The sequence below is a fragment of the Sorangium sp. So ce128 genome (genome assembly GCF_051525245.1).
In the GTDB taxonomy this organism is placed as follows: Bacteria; Myxococcota_A; Polyangia; order Polyangiales; family Polyangiaceae; genus Sorangium; species Sorangium cellulosum_B.
In genome coordinates this window covers 8068149-8084827 of the sequence record NZ_CP150313.1, presented here as the reverse complement: position 1 = coordinate 8084827, position 16679 = coordinate 8068149, and the positions used below count along the sequence as shown (strand labels likewise).

Genomic DNA, 16679 nt, shown 5'->3' with positions numbered 1-16679 from the left:
CGCAGCCGGGCCGCGGGACGAGAATTCGGTGGTGATCTCCCTGAGCGCGCTGCTCGCGGTGGAGAAGGACGCCTCCACCAAGAGCGGCGCGCGGGCCGATCGCGGCGCGAGGAGCTCCGGGATGGAGGATAGCCACGGGTCCCCCGCAGGCGACGGAGAGCGCAGCAGCTACCTCGAGATCTTTCCGTTCGGCGTGCCTTCCGAGCTGCCGGCGTTCAGGCCGCCGGATCTCACGCCCGTGCCCTCCGAGGTCCCGATCGACCTGCGCCCGCCGCGCGCGCGGCGGGCCGCGGGCGTGCGCTACGGAATCGCGGGCATCCTCGGGGCGGCGCTCGTCGCCAGCGCGGTGTGGCTCGGCGCCCCGCGCGAGACGCTCCAGGCGGCTGCGCAGCCCGGCGTGCGGCACGCGGCGAGCGCGGCGCTGGCGCAGCTGCCGAAGGTGGAGGCCAAGGCCGCGGCCGCGCCCGCCGAGGCGCCTCCGGCCAAGAAGAAGAAGGGCGACAAGGCGCGCGAGCGCGGGGCGAAGGCCCCACCCGCCGCCGCAGCCGGGGGCAAGGCGTCGGCGAAGCGCGCCGCGGAGAGCAGTGGACCGGCGACCGCCGCGCCGCCGGCGAGCCCGGGCGGCGCGCGTACAGCGGGCGACCCCTGCAAAGGCGACCTCGACTGCGCCATGCGGCGCGCCGCGGGCGGCTCGTAACACCGCCCGCGCAAGCAAAAGGGCCGAGAGCTCGCCGCCGCTCCATCGAGATCTCGATCGTTCGAAGCGCGACAGGCCACCAGCGAGCTCTGGTGGGCGCCTCCTGTCGCACAGTTGCCGTTGAGGTCGCCCGCATGCCCAGCGCGTTCCCCTGGAGCAGGTTATCCACGCGGAGCCGCTTGATCTCCCGCACCTGCCCTGTGCTAGGGTCTGCTCCTGTTGCACAAAACTGCTGACAACCGATCTGTCCCGGTGGATTGCGCGCACATTGTGCAGAGACATGCGTGCTCCTCGCGCGACCGCTTGGGGCGCAGAGGCGCAGCTGTAGGCACGAAGCAGATACCATCACGTAAAATTCTGGTGTAGGAACAGCGCCCGGCGCCGACGGTGGCGTTGAAGTGCACAGGAAGCGTGGCCCGGCGACGTCGCTCGACGTGTAGTGCCGAGTTACGAGCCGCGCGGCGCGACCCTACTCGTCTGGAGGTGGATTCATGAAAGCTTTTGGTTTCGCAGCGATCCTGATCAGCGTGGGTATGATGGCGGCCTGTACGGTCACGAGCGGTGATGGCGACACGAGCGGCGACGGCGGCTCGGGCGCCTCGGGCTCGACCACCACCACGTCGTCGGCCACCACGGGCGAGGGCGGATCAGGCGGGACGGGCGAGGGCGGCTCGGGCACGGGCGGGGCCGAGGAGTGCTCCGACGCCGGGACCGAGAACGAGTGCTTGGACTGCTGTGATGAGACGTACGCGGAAGGGCTGGAGGCCCTCGGGATTCACGGGTTCGAGGCGTGCGGTTGCACGGCTGACGCCACGTGCGCCAGCGTGTGCGATACCACCGATGCCACGACCGACGTCTGCAACGATGACGGCACCATCAACCTGGATGCGAACAACGCCGACTGCGTGGCGTGCCTGAATGACCTCGCCGAGGACGATGCCTGCATCGAGGCCGCCGCGGCCGCCTGCGAAGACGATGCGGAGTGCCTCCCGTACCTCGAGTGCCTGGGCACCTGCCAGTGATGGCTCTCAGGCGCCGAGCCGGCGTCGTGCGTCATCGATCCTGAGGTGATCCGAGCCGGCCGGACAGAACAGGCGATCTCGACGAGATCGCCTGTCCTGTTTTGTCGCATACCGTCCTGCCGGCGACCATCGAGGGGCGCGCGTCGAGCGGCCCCCTGCGATGAGCGGTCCTGCCGGGTGCGAACCTGCCAGGGAGCGCCGGCGCCCTACGGCGAGAGCCGCACCACCAGGATGTCGGACCAGGTCGACTGCGCCGTGGCGCCGTCGAGGTCCACGCTGCCCTCCACGGTCCCGGCGAGCAGGGCGTGGCCGCGGTCCACGAACGACGCGACCCCCGCCGCGGACCGGCGCCCGCCGCTGCTCCCGGCGCCCGGGCCGAGCCGCTTGCTCCAGACGTGGCGCCCCCCGGCGTCGAACCGCGCCACGACGATGTCGCCGCCGCCGCCCGCGCCGTCGAGCGGCCCCCCGCCGAGGTGGGTCGGGCCATCGACGTCGCCCGCCAGGACGAGCCCGCCGTCCGCCTCGAGCGCGAGGCGCGGCGGCCGCTCCGCGGGGTAGGCCCGGCTGAAGCGGTGCTCTCGCGCAGGCCCGAGCTCGGCCACGAACGCGGACATCCCCTCCGAGAACAGCTCGCCGCCGCCCAGATCGAGGATCCCGTCGAAGGTCCCGCTCAGCGCGATCTCGCCGCCCGGCCCGATCTCGATGTCGCCGCCGCGCTGCAGGCGGCCGTCTCCGAAGGCCAGCGACGCGACGTGCTCGCCGCCCTCGTCGAGCTTGGCCAGGAACACGTCGCTCATCCCCCTGGACAGGAGCCGGGGCGCGTCGTCGCCGAGCTGGAGCTCGCCGTCGAAGGTCCCTGTCATGACCACATCCCCGCGCGGGTCCACCGCCACACCCGTCGGCTCCTGGTTCCCCGCGCCGCGGAACTCCCGCCTCCAGAGGAGCTCGCCCGACGTGTCGAGCTTGGCCACCGCCACGTCGGTCCCGCCGGGGTCCATCAGCGTCGACACGACAACGAACTCGCCCCGCGCCGAGGCCGCGATGTCCTGCGGCCTGCCGAGGAGCATCGCGCTCCACTGCGGCTCGCCCAGGTCGTCCAGCTTGATCACGAACCCCAGCGGCGCGTCGGCCGTGAGCCCCACGTCGTTCATCTTCCCCACGAGCTCGCCCGTGATCGCGACATGGCCGTCGAGATCCACCGCGAGCGCCTGCAGCGAGCCTCGCCCCTCGGTGACGAACCGACGTATCCACGCCACGGTGCCGCCCGGATCGAGCCGCGCGACGAAGATGTCCTGCTCGGCGCCGGTCGCGAACTGCCCTGCGCCGAGATCGAGGGAGCCCGCGAACTCGCCGCCCAGGATCGCGGAGCCCCCGGGGCCCGCCGCGAGCGCGCGCGCCCGCTCCTGGCCTGCGCCGCCGAGGAGGGCGCCGAGCGGTCCGCCGGGGAGCACCGCGCCGCAGTCCCATCCGCCGTTGCAGTCGTCGTCGGCCGGCGTGCTGCAGTCCTCGATCCGCGGCGTGACCTCGCCGGCGCAGGCGCCCCACCGGCTGTCGAGCCCGCACGTCCGCCGGCCGGCGCGGCACGCGCCGACGCCCACGGTGCCCGGCGGTCCTCCGTACGGGCACGGCTCGACGGTCCCGGGGGCGCAGGCGCAGACGGCGCTGCCGCCGTCGGCCGCGGGATCCTCTGGCCGGCCGCCGTCGCCGTCCGCCTCGTCGATCGCGCCGTCGCAGTCGTCGTCGGCCGCGTTGCCGCAGCGCTCCGGCGCAGGCGTCACCTCGCCCTCGCAGGGGCCGTAGCCGTCGCCGGCGGCGTTGCACCGCATGAGGCCGGTCTGGCAGGCGCCGACCCCCTCGGTCGCCGGCGGCCCGCTGTAGCAGGCGATGGTCGAGAGCGGCGCGCAGCCCTCCTCCACGAGGATGCCGTCCTCGAGCCCGAGCAGCGCGTTGCAGCCGGCGCAGCCGAGCGCCACGAGGGTGAACCGCAGGCCGAGCCCGGTCGTGCCGCGCGCGCCCACGTCAATAACTCCCGCCCACGACGAGGGAGAACCCGCCGGGGCCGGCGGCGGCCGCCGCCGTGGCGCGGCGCGAGGGCGGGCCGGCGGCGCTGGGCGGGGCCGTCCAGAGGAGCAGGCCGGCCGCGAGCAGCGCGGCGGTGCCGGTCGAGAACGCGATCGTCGAGGCGGTGCCGGCCTCCTGCGCGTCCTCGCGCAGCGAGACCCCGACGGCGTCGCAGCGGCTCCGGGCGTCGCAGTGGCCGCGGTTCGAGGCGTCCCTGCGGGCGATCGCCTCGGCGCCGAACACGGCGCCAAGGCCGAGCCCGACGAGGCCGGCGCCGCCGGTCACGAGCGCGATCACGCGCTGCGCGCGCCCGGCGCCGCCTCCGCGGTCGTCGAGCGGCAGGACGGGAGGCGCCTGCGTCCTCTGGCCTTTCGGCGCGGCGGCGAGCGCGCGCGGGGGCGGCTCTTGCGCCAGGAGGAGGGGCACGTCGATGACGACGCCCGCGCCGTCGGGTGGGACGACGCGCTCGACCGACCAGCGCTTCCTGCCGGGCGCCTGCGCCTCGATCGTGTGCGTCCCCGGGTCGACCGGGAGCGCCTGTCCCCACTGGGAGGGCAGGAGCAGCACGCCGTTGCGGCGGATCTCGAGCCCCGGCGCGGCGCTCCCGGGGGGCACGGCGATCGCCATCCGCGAGAGCCGCGGCTCGAGCGCCGCCGCGAGCGCGGTCGCGCGCGCGGCGCGGGGGTCTCCCGCGCTCTTCGCGATGGCCGCGGTCTCGCTGAAGACGTTCCAGGCGCCCGCGGTCCTGCCTGTGCGCGCGAGGCACTCGCCGAGCCGCAGGAGGAGGTTGAGGGCGGTTGGATCGAGCGTCCGGCCCTGCTCGAGCATGGCACACGCCTCGGCGATGCGGCCCGCCTCGAGCAGGCGCGTCGCGGCCTGATAGAGCGCAAGCACCTGCTCCTTGTGCCCGCCCGGCTGTCCCGGGTTGGGTCTGGGCTGTCCCAGGTTGGGCTGTGCCAGATTGGGGCTCGTCTGTGCCGTGTCGGACTGCGCCGAACCGGGCTCGCCGGCCTGGCCGCCAGCCGGCGCGAGCGACAGCGACACGGCCGCGAGGGCGGAAGCGAGCCCGCGCGGGCGCGAGCAGCAGGGGATCTTCGGCAGGGCTCCTCGGGGCATGGCGATCACCACGGGCTGTCCGGCGCGCCCGCCGGCGTCGCCGCTTCAGCGCCGCTGCCGGGCGCTGCCACGAGAGACGGCGCGCCCGCCGCCGCGCCCCGGACGGGCGCCGGCGCATCCGCCGCCGTCCGCACCGCGGCGCCAGCGGCGGGCGCCGGTGAGGACCCGGACGTGTGCACCCCGCGCGCCAGCGCGCGCTGCGGACTCCCCGCGTTCGCCCGCGCGGGCGGCGCGGCCCTCGTGGACAGGACGGCGCCGGCTCCGCTGTGCGCGGCCGGGCGCGCGGCTCTGGCGTCGGCCTGGGGCGCGTCGCACGCGCTGGCAGCGCCGTCGTGCAGCGCACCTTCGGCCGCGTCATCGGGCCCCTGGAACGACCTGGCTGCCACCGCGTTCCCCTTCGGCTCCGCGGCGAGCCCCTGCGGCACGCCCGCGAGGTGCTGGGCACCGGCGCCGTCGGCCCAGGTCAATCCCGCTGCCCGCGGCCACCCGGGCGACAGCAGGATCGCGGCCAGCGTGGCGCTCGCGGAGACCGCGCCGGCCGTGGCCGCCAGCCAGGTTCGCCTGGGGCGGCGGCCCTCGCGCCTCGTCTCGGCCGGCCCGGAGGACGTCGTGGGCGGCCGAACGGAGGTCGCGGCCGGCCGAACGGAGGTCGCGGCCGGCCGAGCGGAGGTCGCGGCCGGCCGCGCGGCGGTCGTGGGCGGCCCATCGTCCAGCCACGTGAACGTCGGTTGGCTCCGGTGCACCCCCGTGGGCAGCGTCGCGTCGGGCGCTCCGCGCAGCGCGAACGGCGCGAGCGCGGCGGCGAGCTCGCGGGCCGAGGCCGGGCGGCGCGTCCGGTCCTTCTCGAGGCAGCGCATCACGATCTCCTCGAACCCCTCGGGCAGATCGGCGCACGCGTTCCGGAGCGGCCGGGGCGCCTTCTCCGACACGACCAGCACGAACTGCTCCAGCGTCTCCGCGCCGAACGGCAGCGTGCCGCTCACGAGCTGGTACAGCACGACCCCGAGCGCCCACAGATCCGCGCGCAGATCGATGTCCTTGGGCGTCAGCATCTGCTCGGGCGCCATGTAGCGGCGGGAGCCCATGACCGACCGCGCCGTCGTCATCTCGAGCCCGTCGTGCTCCGGCTTCGCGCTCATGAACTTCGCGACGCCGAAGTCGAGCACCTTGAGGAGCGGCGTGCCGTCGGTCCGGTACGTCAGGAACAGGTTCGCGGGCTTGAGGTCCCGGTGCACCATCCCGAGCGCGTGCGCCTCCGTCAGGGCAACGCAGGCCTGGCGGACGTACTCCGCCGCCTCGTCGACCGGCAGCCGCCCGCGGCGCTCCAGGATCGAGCGGAGATCGTTGCCCGACAGGTGCTCCATCACGATGTACGGCACCGGCAGCGCGATCCCCGGCCTCGGGGCGAGCGCGCCCAGGTCGTAGATCCGCGGCACGTGCTCCGTCTTCATCCGGAACATCCCGCGCGCCTCGCGCTGGAACCGCCTCAGCAGCGCCGCGTTGCCGCAGTGCTCCGGCCGCATGAATTTGACGGCCACCAGCTCGCCCAGCGCCAGGTGCCGCGCCGCGACGACGGCCCCCATCCCGCCGATGCCAAGAGGCCGCTCGACCCGGTAGCGGTCTGCGATGACCTCGCCGCAGTGCACGGGCACCACTCCTTCTTCATCGCTCACCACGCGCCCCCCACTCCGTCGCTCTGAGATTGCAGACCGGCCAGCCACGATCTCGGACCGGATGGTTCCTTGCAGGGCCGCGCTCGACGCGCTCGCCGCAGGTCTCTGGTGAGATTCGATTCTCCGGAGAGGCGATACGTCGCGTCGTCTGTCGAATTTTCCGGCGCTCCTGTGGGCGCGTGGAGGTGCGCTTCATCTGCTGAGGGCGATCCGAGGGCGCCTCCGCCCTGCACGCGTCGTCGCGCCGGAGGCCGCGTTGGATTGAAGTGTCCCGGTTCCTTTCTGCCGTCCTCCGCGATACAGACGTGCCGTGTCTGCCTCTCCCGCCCTGGTCTGCCGCGGCCTGGTCAAGCGTTATGGGGACGTCGTGGCCGTGAACGGGCTCGACCTCGAGGTGCAGCGCGGCGAGTGCTTCGGCCTGCTCGGCCCGAACGGCGCGGGCAAGACGACCACGGTGGAGATCCTCGAGGGGCTGACCCGCCCCGACGCCGGCGAGGTCGAGGTGCTGGGCGAGCGCTGGGTGGGGGACGGCATCGCGCTGCGCGCCCGGCTCGGCATCCAGCTCCAGGAGACGCGCTTCCCGGACAAGCTCCGGGTCGGCGAGGTGATCGCGCTTTTCCGCAGCTTCTACCCGCGCGGCATCGAGCCGGAGCAGGCGCTGCGCCGCGTGGCCTTGCAGGAAAAGTCGAGCGCGTTCGTGCGCACGCTGTCGGGCGGGCAGAAGCAGCGGCTGTCGCTCGCCTGCGCGCTCGCGGGCGATCCGGAGGTGCTGTTCCTCGACGAGCCGAGCACCGGCCTCGACCCCGCGTCGCGCCGTCAGATATGGGCTATCGTCGAGGATCTGAAGGCCCGCGGCCGCACGATCCTCCTGACCACGCACTACATGGAGGAGGCCGCGCGCCTCTGCGACCGCGTGGGGATCGTCGATCGCGGGCGGCTGCTCTCGCTCGGCACGCCGGCGGCGCTCGTCGCCTCGCTCGGCGCCGAGCACGTCGTGGAGGTCGAGGTGGACGCGGAGATCGCCGAGGAGGAGCTCATGGGGCTGCCGGGCGTGGAGGCCGTGCGCTCCGCGCAGGGGGCGCTCCGGCTGACGGTGCGCGACGTCGCGCGCGTGCTCCCGCCGCTGCTCGCGCTCTGCGCGGCGCGCGGGGCCACGCCGAAGCGGCTCGCGACGCACCACGCGAGCCTGGAGGACGTGTTCATGGCGCTCGCCGGGCGGACGCTCGCGGACGACGAGGCCGCGTGATGGCGCGCTGGCTCCGCTCCCTGCGCGCCTCGTCGCTCACGCTCCTCATCCGGGCGCGGGTCGTGGAGTTCCTGCGCGAGCCCGAGGCGATCTTCTGGATGTTCGTGTTCCCGATCCTGCTCTCGTCGGCGCTGGCCGTCGCGTTCAGGGACCAGCCCGCGGAGCCCGTGCGGGTGAGCGTCGAGGAGGGCGCCGGGGCCGAGCCGCGGCGCGCGGCGCTCGAGGCGTCGGGGCAGGTCGTCCCGCGGGTGGTCCCGCGGGCGCAGGCGCAGCAGGAGCTCCGGACGGGCAAGGTCGCGCTGGTCGTGCTCGCCACCGATCCGCCCACGTACTGGTTCGATCCGGCGCGGCCGGAGAGCCGCCTCGCCCGGCTCGAGGTGGACCAGGCGCTCCAGCGCGCGGCCGGGCGCGCCGACGCCTTCCGCCCGGCCGCGCTCGAGGTGACCGAGGCCGAGAGGGGCTCCCGCTACGTCGATTTCCTGGTGCCCGGGCTGCTCGGCATGAACGTGATGTTGACCGGGATCTGGGGGATCGGGGTCGCGATCGTGCAGCAGCGCATCGGCAAGCTCCTGAAGCTGTTCGTCGCGGCGCCCATGCCGCGGTGGCAGCTCCTCGCGTCGCACCTCGGCGCGCGGCTCGTGTTCCTGGCGCTCGAGGTCGTGGCCCTGCTCCTGTTCGCGACCCTCGTGCTCGGCGTGCCGATCGCCGGCTCGCTCGCTGCGCTCGCGCTGGTCGCCGTGGTCGGTGCGCTGGCGTTCGCCGGGGTCGGCCTGCTCATCGCGGCGCGGCCGCGGACCCTCGAGGGCATCTCGGGCCTGGGCAACCTCGTCACGTTCCCGATGTGGATCTGCTCCGGCGTCTTCTTCTCGGCCGATCGCTTCCCCGACGCGATCCAGCCTTTCGTCCAGGCCTTGCCCCTCACCGCGCTGAACGACGCGCTCCGGGGCGTGATGCTCGAGGGGGCGCCGCTCGCCGCGATCGCGCCCGAGCTCGCGCTGCTCGTCGTCTGGGGCGTCGCTACCTTCGCGCTCGCCCTCAAGCTCTTCCGCTGGGAGTAGCCGCCGCGCCGCGGCCAGCGCCAGCGGGCCACGGTGCGTGAGCTCACCGGCGCACGCTGTGCGCCAATCGCTCCATCGCTCCGCGAGCATGTCAGTCAACCTGCGTCGTGGTGGCGGCGCAGTCCTCGTCAGGCTCGCATGCTCCTACCGTGTGTCCATATTTTCTGTTCAGGACATTGACCTTCAAAAGTGGCGCGGTCCTGTATTCGTGTACGATGACCGCATGAATGAACGGGGGGAGCGGAGCGGCCAACGCCCTCGCACCGCACCGAGTCTGTCCTTCTGGGTCGCGGGGCCGCTGGCCGTCGCGCTGCTCGTGTTCGTGGGTCCGGGGCTGTGGATCGCGGCGTGGGCCATCGAGGGCGCGATCCTGAAGAACGAGCTGGGCGTCCTCGCGCGGACCCATGACGAGTGGACCCGCCGCATGAACGACCGCCTGATCCAGGCGGAGGCGAGCGTCGCGCGGTACGGCCGCATGCTCACCTCGGCGTTGCACGAAGTCGAGGGAGAAACCCCACAGAAGTTCGACGCCCTCGTCGGGCCGTCGCGCGACGGCGGCATGGTGTCGCGCAACGCGGGCTTCGAGCCCAGGCGAGACGCCATCGTCTGGCTGCCCGCGGGGTACCCGCTCGACGACCGGGAGAAGGTCTTTCTCCTGGAGTTGAAGCGCATGACCGAGCTGTACTCGGCGGGGGCGCCGGGGGAGCCCATCAACACCTGGCTCATCCCCAGGCGGAACGGGCTCGTGATGTACTGGCCCAGCCACACGAGCTACATCGATCAGGTCGACACGACCGTCGATTTCGTCAACTCGGAGTGGACGACGCTCGTGCTCCCGGCGAACAACCCGGAAGGAAAGCCGCGCTGGACGCCGACGAGCTACGACCCGGGGGCACGCGAGTGGATGGTGAGCGTCGTGGTGCCGTTCTTCCGCGACGGGGTGTTCGCGGGGAGCGCCGGGCACGATGTCACGGTCAACGCGGTGATGGACAGCTTCCGGGAGCTCTCGCTGTATCCGGGGACGGAGCACGCCCTCGTGAGGGGCGATGGGACGGTGCTCGTCTCGAGCGTGCACCAGGACAAGATCCACGGGAGCAAAGGCACGCTGACGGTCGACTCCATCGGTGACGACGATCTCAAGCGCGCGTTCGAGGCGGCGAAGCGCGACGACGCCGCGGCGGCGCACGTGGTCGGCCGCACGGATCAGCGCGTGATCGTGGCGGCGCGCATCGCGGCGCCGGACTGGGTTCTGCTCACCGACGTCCCTCGCGCGGCGCTGCTCTCGTCGGTGAAGGGGCTTTACTGGGACTACTGGCTGATCGCGGCGTTCTCGATCCTGGCGCTCGTCGCGCTGCCCGTTCTCGTGATCATGCGCGTGACCTTGCCGTCGGTGCGGCAGCTCGTCACGGCGGCCGAGCGGATCCGGGGTGGTGATCTCGATCAGCGCTTCGAGGCGTCAGGCACCCGGGAGTTCGTGCACATCGGCGACGCGCTGAACGGCATGGCCCAGCAGCTCCGTGAGACGTTCGCCGCCCTGGCGAAGACGAACGAGGAGCTCGAGCAGCGCGTCGAGCAGCGCACCGCCGAGCTCAAGGAGGCCACGGTCGCCGCGGACGCGGCCAACAGGGCGAAGAGCGACTTCCTCGCCAACATGAGCCATGAGCTGCGGACACCGCTCAACGGCATCCTCGGGTACGCCCAGATCCTGAGGCGCTCCAGGAGCCTGGGCGAGCAGGAGCTGCGCGGCGTCGAGGTCATCGCCGAGTCCGGCGCTCATCTGTTGACCCTCATCAACGATGTCCTCGATCTGGCGAAGATCGAGTCGCGGACGATGGAGATTCACCCCAACGATTTCCATCTCCCGTCGTTCTTGAACGCGACGGCCGAGATCTGCCGGATCCGCGCGGAGCAGAAGGGGATCGCGTTCGTGTTCAAGCCCGGCCCCACGCTGCCCGAGGGGGTGCGCGCCGACCAGCGGCGCCTGCGTCAGATCCTGCTCAATCTGCTCGGCAACGCCATCAAGTTCACCGAGAACGGGAGCGTCACCTTCACGGTCGCGGAGGTGCCCGGCGGGCCACACGGCGCGCGCAAGGATCTCCCGGAGGACGGCGCGAGCCCCGAATCGCGGACCAAGACGCACAGGATACGATTCGAGATCGAGGACACGGGGACCGGCATCGGCGCCGAACACCTGGACCAGATATTCCTGCCCTTCAAGCAGGTCGGAGACAAGAGTCGCCACCGCGAGGGCACCGGGCTCGGGCTGGCGATCAGCCAGCGCATCGTCACGCTGATGGGCAGCTCCATCCAGGTCAGGAGCGAGCTCGGGAAGGGCAGCGTCTTCTGGATGGACCTGGCGCTCGCCGAGGCGCCCGACTGGACGGACACCGTGAGGCGCACGGAGCAGGGGCAGATCGTCGGCTACAAGGGCTCGCGACGGAGGCTCCTCGTGGTGGACGACAAGCCGGAGAACCGCGCCGTGGTCATCAGCATGCTCGCGACCCTCGGGTTCGAGCTGGCGGAGGCGAACGACGGCCAGGAGGGCCTGGACAGGACGGCGAGCGAGAGGTTCGATCTGATCATCACCGATCTCGCGATGCCCGTGCTCGACGGCTGGGAGATGATGCGCCGCATGCGCAAGGCGCCGGAGCTCGCAGGGACGGTGATCATCGCGTCCTCCGCCAGCGCGTTCATCACCGACCAGGACAAGAGCCTGGAAGCGGGCGCGGACGATTTCCTGGCCAAGCCGTTGCAGATGGATGAGCTGCTCGAGAAGCTGCAGCGACACCTCAAGCTGGAGTGGATCTACGAGCGGCAGGACGGCGCCAGCGAGGAGACGGAGCCTAGCCCAGGCTCGGGCGTGACCAGCATCCGCGATGTCGTCCTGCCCCCGGACGAGGACCTCAAGGCCTTGCGCGATCTCGCGCGCAAGGGGCTCGTCAATCACATCCAGAAATACGCGGACAAGCTCGAGCTGGGCGACCCTCGGCTCGCGCCTTTCGCCAAGCACCTGCGCGAGCTCTCCGAGGACTTCCGGCTGGAGTCGATAGAAGAGCTCGTCGGCGGGCGTATCGACGGTGGCGCCCGATGAGGGCGTCGGGTTGAGATCTGTTGTGAGCGCAGTCATCCTCATGCAGCGTCGCTGGCGCGAAGGGTGAGGTCATCCGCTGGAGAGGGCAGTGTGACGAACGTGAGTGATATCGGAACGGTCCTGATCGTCGACGACGAGCCGCGAAACCTGAGGCTGCTCCGCGACAACCTCTCGGGCTGGGGGTTCGAGATCGCGGCCGCGACGAACGGCCTGCGCGCCATCCAGCTCGCGAAGGAAGTGGCGCCGGATCTCATCTTGCTGGACGTGAAGATGGAAGGGATCGACGGCTTCGAGACGTGCCGGCGGCTCAAGACGGATCCGGCCACGAGCGACATCCCTGTCATCTTCATGACGGCGAGCACGGAGATGAGCGCGGACAAGGTGAAGGGGCTGAACCTCGGCGCCGTGGATTTCCTCCTCAAGCCGTTCCAGAGCGAGGAGCTGCTCGCGCGCGTCCGGGTGCAAACGAAGCTCAGGCAGCTGATGAAGAGCCTCGCGGCGCAGGTCGAGGAGCGCGTCGCCGCCGAGGCCGCGCTGCAGAAGCTCACGCACGAGCTGGAGCGACGCGTGGCGGCGCGGACGGCCGAGCTCGAGCGGGCCCTGGAGGAGCTCACGCAGGCTCAAGCCCAGATGGCGACGGTCATCGGCGCAGCGCAGACGGTCGCCGGCGAGGTCGTCCTCGACAGGGTGCTCGATCGGCTGCTGCGGATCACGCTCGAGCACGCCGGCGCCGAGCGGTGCGTCCTCGTCCTCGCGCGCGAGGGCGGGCTCTTCGTGGAGGCCTCGATCACGAGGGATCGCCCGGACGCGGTCAGGCTGGGGCTCGCGACGCCCGTCGAGGCGGACGCGCAGCTCGCCGTGACGGTCATCCAGGGAGTCGCGAGGACGAAGGAGTCCCTCTTCATCCAGGACACGCGCGGCGAGCCTGGCCTCGCCGGGGACCGCTACCTCGGCGCGAGCGGACCGAGGTCGATCCTGTGCATGGCGATGATGCATCAGGGCGAGCTGACGGGCGTCTTGTACGTCGAGCGCGAGGCGGTCCATCACCCCTACACACCGACGCAGCTGGAGACGCTGAGGCTCCTCGCCTCCCAGGCGGCCGTGGCCGTGAAGGTCGCTCTGCTCTATGCGGCCCTCCGCGGGTCGAACGAGCAGCTGGAGACCGAGGTCGCGCGCCAGACCGAGGAGCTCCGCAGGACGAACGAGCGGCTGACGCTGGAGCTCACCGAGCGCGAGCGCGCGGAGCTTTCGCGCGCGGCGCTGCAGGAGGAGATCATCCGGGCGCAGAAGGAGCGGCTGGCGGAGCTCTCCACGCCGCTCATTCCGATCACCGAGCGGATCATGGTCATGCCGCTGATCGGGACGATCGACGCCAGCCGGGCGCAGCAGGCGCTCGAAGCGGCGCTGAACTGCGTGCACACGAACCGGACGGACGTCGTGATCATCGACGTCACGGGCGTGACGCTCATCGACTCCGCGGTCGCGACCACGCTGATGGGCACGGCGGCGGCGCTTCGGCTGCTCGGCGCGACGACGGTGATCACCGGCCTGCGTCCCGAGCTGGCGCAAACGCTCGTCTCGCTCGAGATCGATCTCAGCACCGTGGTCACCCGGGGGACGCTCCGGAGCGGCATCGACTACGCGCTGCGACAGGTCCGCTGACGCCGTCTTGCCAGCGCGCCTGCGGGGCCGCGCGGGTGACGCGGCACAAGGCGGCGTACGGCGGCGCACGATGAATCGAACTCATGACAGTCTCTCTGTGCGACCACGTAGCCAGGGCACCGCCCAGCGAGTTGGCCATGACGGCGCGACCGCTCGACCGCTTTTTTGTTGTTAATCGTATTTATTTTACATAGCTTGAAAGCATGCTGCCATCATGCTGTCTGCGCCGTTTCCTGGCTGTCAGCGTAGGTGCTACGGCCATGTCCCTCGCCGCCGCTCTCCCCGCGGCGGCCGCCACGCCGTTCACGACATTCGAATCGGGCCAGGTCCGCCCCCTGGCCCTGTCGGCGAACGGCAAGCTGCTCTTCGCGGTGAACACGCCCGATAACCGGCTGGAGATCTTCCGCGTCGAAGCCCATCGCTTGCAGCTCAAGGCGTCTGTGCCCGTGGGGCTCGAGCCGGTCGCCGTGGCTGCCCGGGGCGACGATGAAGTCTGGGTGGTGAACCACCTGTCCGATAGCGTGAGCGTGGTCGACGTTCGAGAGCCCGAAAGGGCGCGCGTCGTCCGCACGCTGCTCGTGGGCGATGAGCCGCGCGACATCGTATTCGCCGGGCCCCAGCGCTCGCGGGCCTTCATCACCGCGGCCCACCGCGGGCAGAACGCCCCCTTCGATCCGCAGCTCTTGACGCCCGGCGTGGGGCGCGCGGACGTCTGGGTGTTCGACGCGAGGCGGCCCGGGACGTCGCTCGGCGGCACGCCGCTCTCCATCGTGACGCTCTTCAGCGACACGCCGCGCGCGCTCGCGGTGACGCCGGACGGCAGCCGGGTCTACGCCGCCGCCTTCCACTCGGGCAACCGCACGACCGTGATCGACGAGAGCCTCGTGCCGAACGGCGGGGAGGCCGCGGGCGGACTGCCCGGGCCCGACACCAACTTCGAGGGAGTCCCCCGGCCGGAGGTCGGGCTCATTCTCAAGTTCGACGGGGCCCACTGGGTCGATGAGCTGGGTCGCCCCTGGGACGACGCGGTGCGCCTCTCGCTGCCCGACAAGGACGTCTTCGTCATCGACGCGCTCGCCAACCCGCCGCGCCAGGTGGACGGGCCAGGCGGCTTCTTCACGGGCGTTGGGACCGTCCTGTTCAACATGATCGTGAACCCGGTGAACGGGAAGGTCTATGTGTCCAACACCGACGCCCGGAACGAGGAGCGCTTCGAGGGGCCGGGCATCTTCGCCGGCCACAGCGTGCGCGGCCACCTGCACGAGAGCAGGATCACCGTGCTCGGTCCGGGCGGCGTCGCCCCGAGGCACCTCAACAAACACATCGATTACAGCAGCTGCTGCGCGCCGGTGCCGAACGACGAGAGCAAGAAGAGCCTGGCGCAACCGCTGCAGATGGCCGTGACGCGCAACGGCGCGACCCTGTATGTCGCGGCGCTCGGCTCGGACAAGATCGGCGTCTTCGACACCGCGAAGCTCGAGAACGACACGTTCGTGCCCAGCGCCGCGAACCAGATCCGCGTCCCTGGAGGCGGGCCGACCGGCCTCGTCCTCGATGAAGACAGGCAGCGGCTCTACGTGCTCGCGCGCTTCGATAACGCGATCTCGGTCATCGACACCCGGACCCGCCGCGAGGTCGCGCACGTGCCGATGCACAACCCGGAGCCTCCGAGCGTCGTCCGGGGGCGCCGCGTCCTCTATGACGCGTCGCGGAGCTCGAGCCACGGCGACTCGTCCTGCGCGAGCTGCCATATCTTCGGCGATTTCGACAGCCTCTCGTGGGACCTCGGGAACCCGGACGGCACCGCGCTGGAGAACCCGGGGCCGTTCTGTACCGATCTCTTCGGCCAGGATACGAGCTTGCACCCGATGAAGGGGCCGATGACGACCCAGAGCCTGCGCGGCATGGCGAACCACGGGCCGATGCACTGGCGCGGCGACCGCACGGGCGGCCATGATGCGCCCACGTCCCAGCCGGACAGCGGGGTCTTCGATGAGCGGGCGGCGTTCAAGAAATTCAGCGCATCGTTCGTCGATCTGCTCGGGCGAGACGAGACGATCCCGGAGGAGGAGATGGACGATTTCACGGACTTCATCCTCCAGGTCACGTATCCACCCAACCCGATCCGCGCGCTCGACGACTCGCTCACGCCCGATCAGAGCGCGGGGCGCGACTTCTTCGGGGGGCCGGTGTCGAGCATCCTCGGCGCCTCGTGCATCGGGTGCCACGCCGTCGATCCCGACGCCAACCCCGACGACTTCGCGCCGGGCTTCTTCGGCAGCGACGGCGGATCGGCCAACGCCAACGAGACCCAGCTCTTCAAGGTCCCGCACCTGCGCAATCAGTACCAGAAGGTCGGGATGTTCGGCATGGCGGAGTCGTTCGTGTTCCCGTTCGGCGGCTCCAACGCGCACATGGGCGACCAGGTCCGCGGCTTTGGCTTTCTCCACGACGGCGCCGTCGATACGCTCGTCCGCTTCAACGCGTTCTCCGATTTCGTCCAGACGCCGGAGAACCCCGGCGGCTTCCCCGTCGACCCCGAGGGGGAGCTCCTGAAGCGCCAGGTGGCGGAGTACATGCTGGCGCTGGAGTCGAACCTGAAGCCCATCGTGGGCCAGCAGATCACGCTCACGCCGTCGAACGCGGCGGTGGCCGGCCCCCGCGTCGATCTGCTCGTGGCGCGCGCCGACGCCGGCGACTGTGATCTCGTGGTCAAGGGCTGGTCACACGGGGACGAGCTGGGCTTTCTGTACACCGGCAATGGCCGTTTCGACGCCGACCGCGCGCGCGCGCCGCGGCGGTGGGACGGCGAGCTCCGCTGGCTGGCCACGAGAGGCGGGAGCGAGCTGACGTATACCTGCGTGCCGCCCGGGTCGGGCGAGCGCATCGGCGTCGACCGCGACGGCGACGGCTTCCGCGACGGTGACGAGCGGGACGCCGGCAGCGACCCGGCCGACCCGGAGAGCGTTCCGCGACGGGGACCGCACGGACCGTCCCCGTGGCCGCATCGCTGAGCGGAACGATCGCGCCTGCGCGCTCACCCGCCCATCGAC

General features: G+C 71.7%; 10 protein-coding genes. 7 read left to right on the top strand and 3 right to left on the bottom strand.

Translation table 11 applies throughout. The annotated features are described in order from the left end of the window. The first annotated feature begins 31 nt into the window (after window positions 1-31). Window positions 32-697, top strand: a complete 666-nt coding sequence (locus tag WME82_RS30510; RefSeq protein WP_438038193.1) for a hypothetical protein — start codon at window positions 32-34, stop codon at window positions 695-697. 491 nt (window positions 698-1188) lie between these two features. Beyond that, window positions 1189-1719: a hypothetical protein gene (locus WME82_RS30505; protein ID WP_438038192.1), complete on the top strand. Its 531-nt coding sequence runs from the start codon at window positions 1189-1191 to the stop codon at window positions 1717-1719. A gap of 206 nt (window positions 1720-1925) precedes the next feature. Here the strand turns inward: WME82_RS30505 and WME82_RS30500 are convergent, their stop codons facing one another. The 3 genes from WME82_RS30500 to WME82_RS30490 are packed head-to-tail and all read right to left on the bottom strand — an operon-like array spanning window position 1926 to window position 6548. Further along, window positions 1926-3737, bottom strand: coding sequence for a hypothetical protein (locus WME82_RS30500; protein WP_438038191.1), 1812 nt, complete (start codon window positions 3735-3737; stop codon window positions 1926-1928). Window position 3738: 1 nt separating this feature from the next. Then, complete coding sequence (locus tag WME82_RS30495) at window positions 3739-4896, bottom strand: tetratricopeptide repeat protein (protein WP_438038190.1); 1158 nt, start codon at window positions 4894-4896, stop codon at window positions 3739-3741. A 5-nt stretch (window positions 4897-4901) separates the two neighbouring features. Further along, window positions 4902-6548 (bottom strand): protein kinase domain-containing protein, encoded by a 1647-nt coding sequence (locus WME82_RS30490; RefSeq protein ID WP_438038189.1) that lies wholly within the window; start codon window positions 6546-6548, stop codon window positions 4902-4904. 331 nt (window positions 6549-6879) lie between these two features. Here WME82_RS30490 and WME82_RS30485 point away from each other — a divergent pair, with 331 nt between their 5' ends. From WME82_RS30485 to WME82_RS30465, 5 genes are all read left to right on the top strand, one after another. Then, a complete protein-coding gene (locus WME82_RS30485; RefSeq protein ID WP_438038188.1) occupies window positions 6880-7815 on the top strand; it encodes an ATP-binding cassette domain-containing protein in 936 nt (311 codons plus the stop codon). Next, window positions 7815-8873 carry an ABC transporter permease gene (locus WME82_RS30480; protein WP_438038187.1) on the top strand — a complete coding sequence of 353 codons (1059 nt, stop codon included), beginning with the start codon at window positions 7815-7817 and terminating at the stop codon, window positions 8871-8873. The genes WME82_RS30485 and WME82_RS30480 overlap by 1 nt, the downstream gene beginning before the upstream one ends. Window positions 8874-9096: 223 nt before the next feature. Beyond that, the gene (locus tag WME82_RS30475; RefSeq protein ID WP_438038186.1) at window positions 9097-11964 is read left to right on the top strand and encodes an ATP-binding protein; all 2868 of its coding nucleotides are present in this window, start codon (window positions 9097-9099) and stop codon (window positions 11962-11964) included. Between the two features lie 99 nt (window positions 11965-12063). Next, on the top strand, window positions 12064-13626 hold the full coding sequence (locus tag WME82_RS30470) for a response regulator (protein WP_438038185.1): 1563 nt from the start codon (window positions 12064-12066) through the stop codon (window positions 13624-13626). A gap of 260 nt (window positions 13627-13886) precedes the next feature. Beyond that, window positions 13887-16640: a beta-propeller fold lactonase family protein gene (locus tag WME82_RS30465; protein WP_438038184.1), complete on the top strand. Its 2754-nt coding sequence runs from the start codon at window positions 13887-13889 to the stop codon at window positions 16638-16640. Window positions 16641-16679: the final 39 nt, after the last annotated feature.

Excerpts from the sequence above, each read along its gene's own strand:
- WME82_RS30505 (WP_438038192.1), top strand. The coding sequence starts at position 1,189 with ATGAAAGCTTTTGGTTTCGCAGCGATCCTGATCAGCGTGGGTATGATG.
- WME82_RS30495 (WP_438038190.1), bottom strand. The coding sequence starts at position 4,896 with ATGCCCCGAGGAGCCCTGCCGAAGATCCCCTGCTGCTCGCGCCCGCGC.
- WME82_RS30480 (WP_438038187.1), top strand. The coding sequence starts at position 7,815 with ATGGCGCGCTGGCTCCGCTCCCTGCGCGCCTCGTCGCTCACGCTCCTC.
- WME82_RS30475 (WP_438038186.1), top strand. The coding sequence starts at position 9,097 with ATGAATGAACGGGGGGAGCGGAGCGGCCAACGCCCTCGCACCGCACCG.
- WME82_RS30465 (WP_438038184.1), top strand. The coding sequence starts at position 13,887 with ATGTCCCTCGCCGCCGCTCTCCCCGCGGCGGCCGCCACGCCGTTCACG.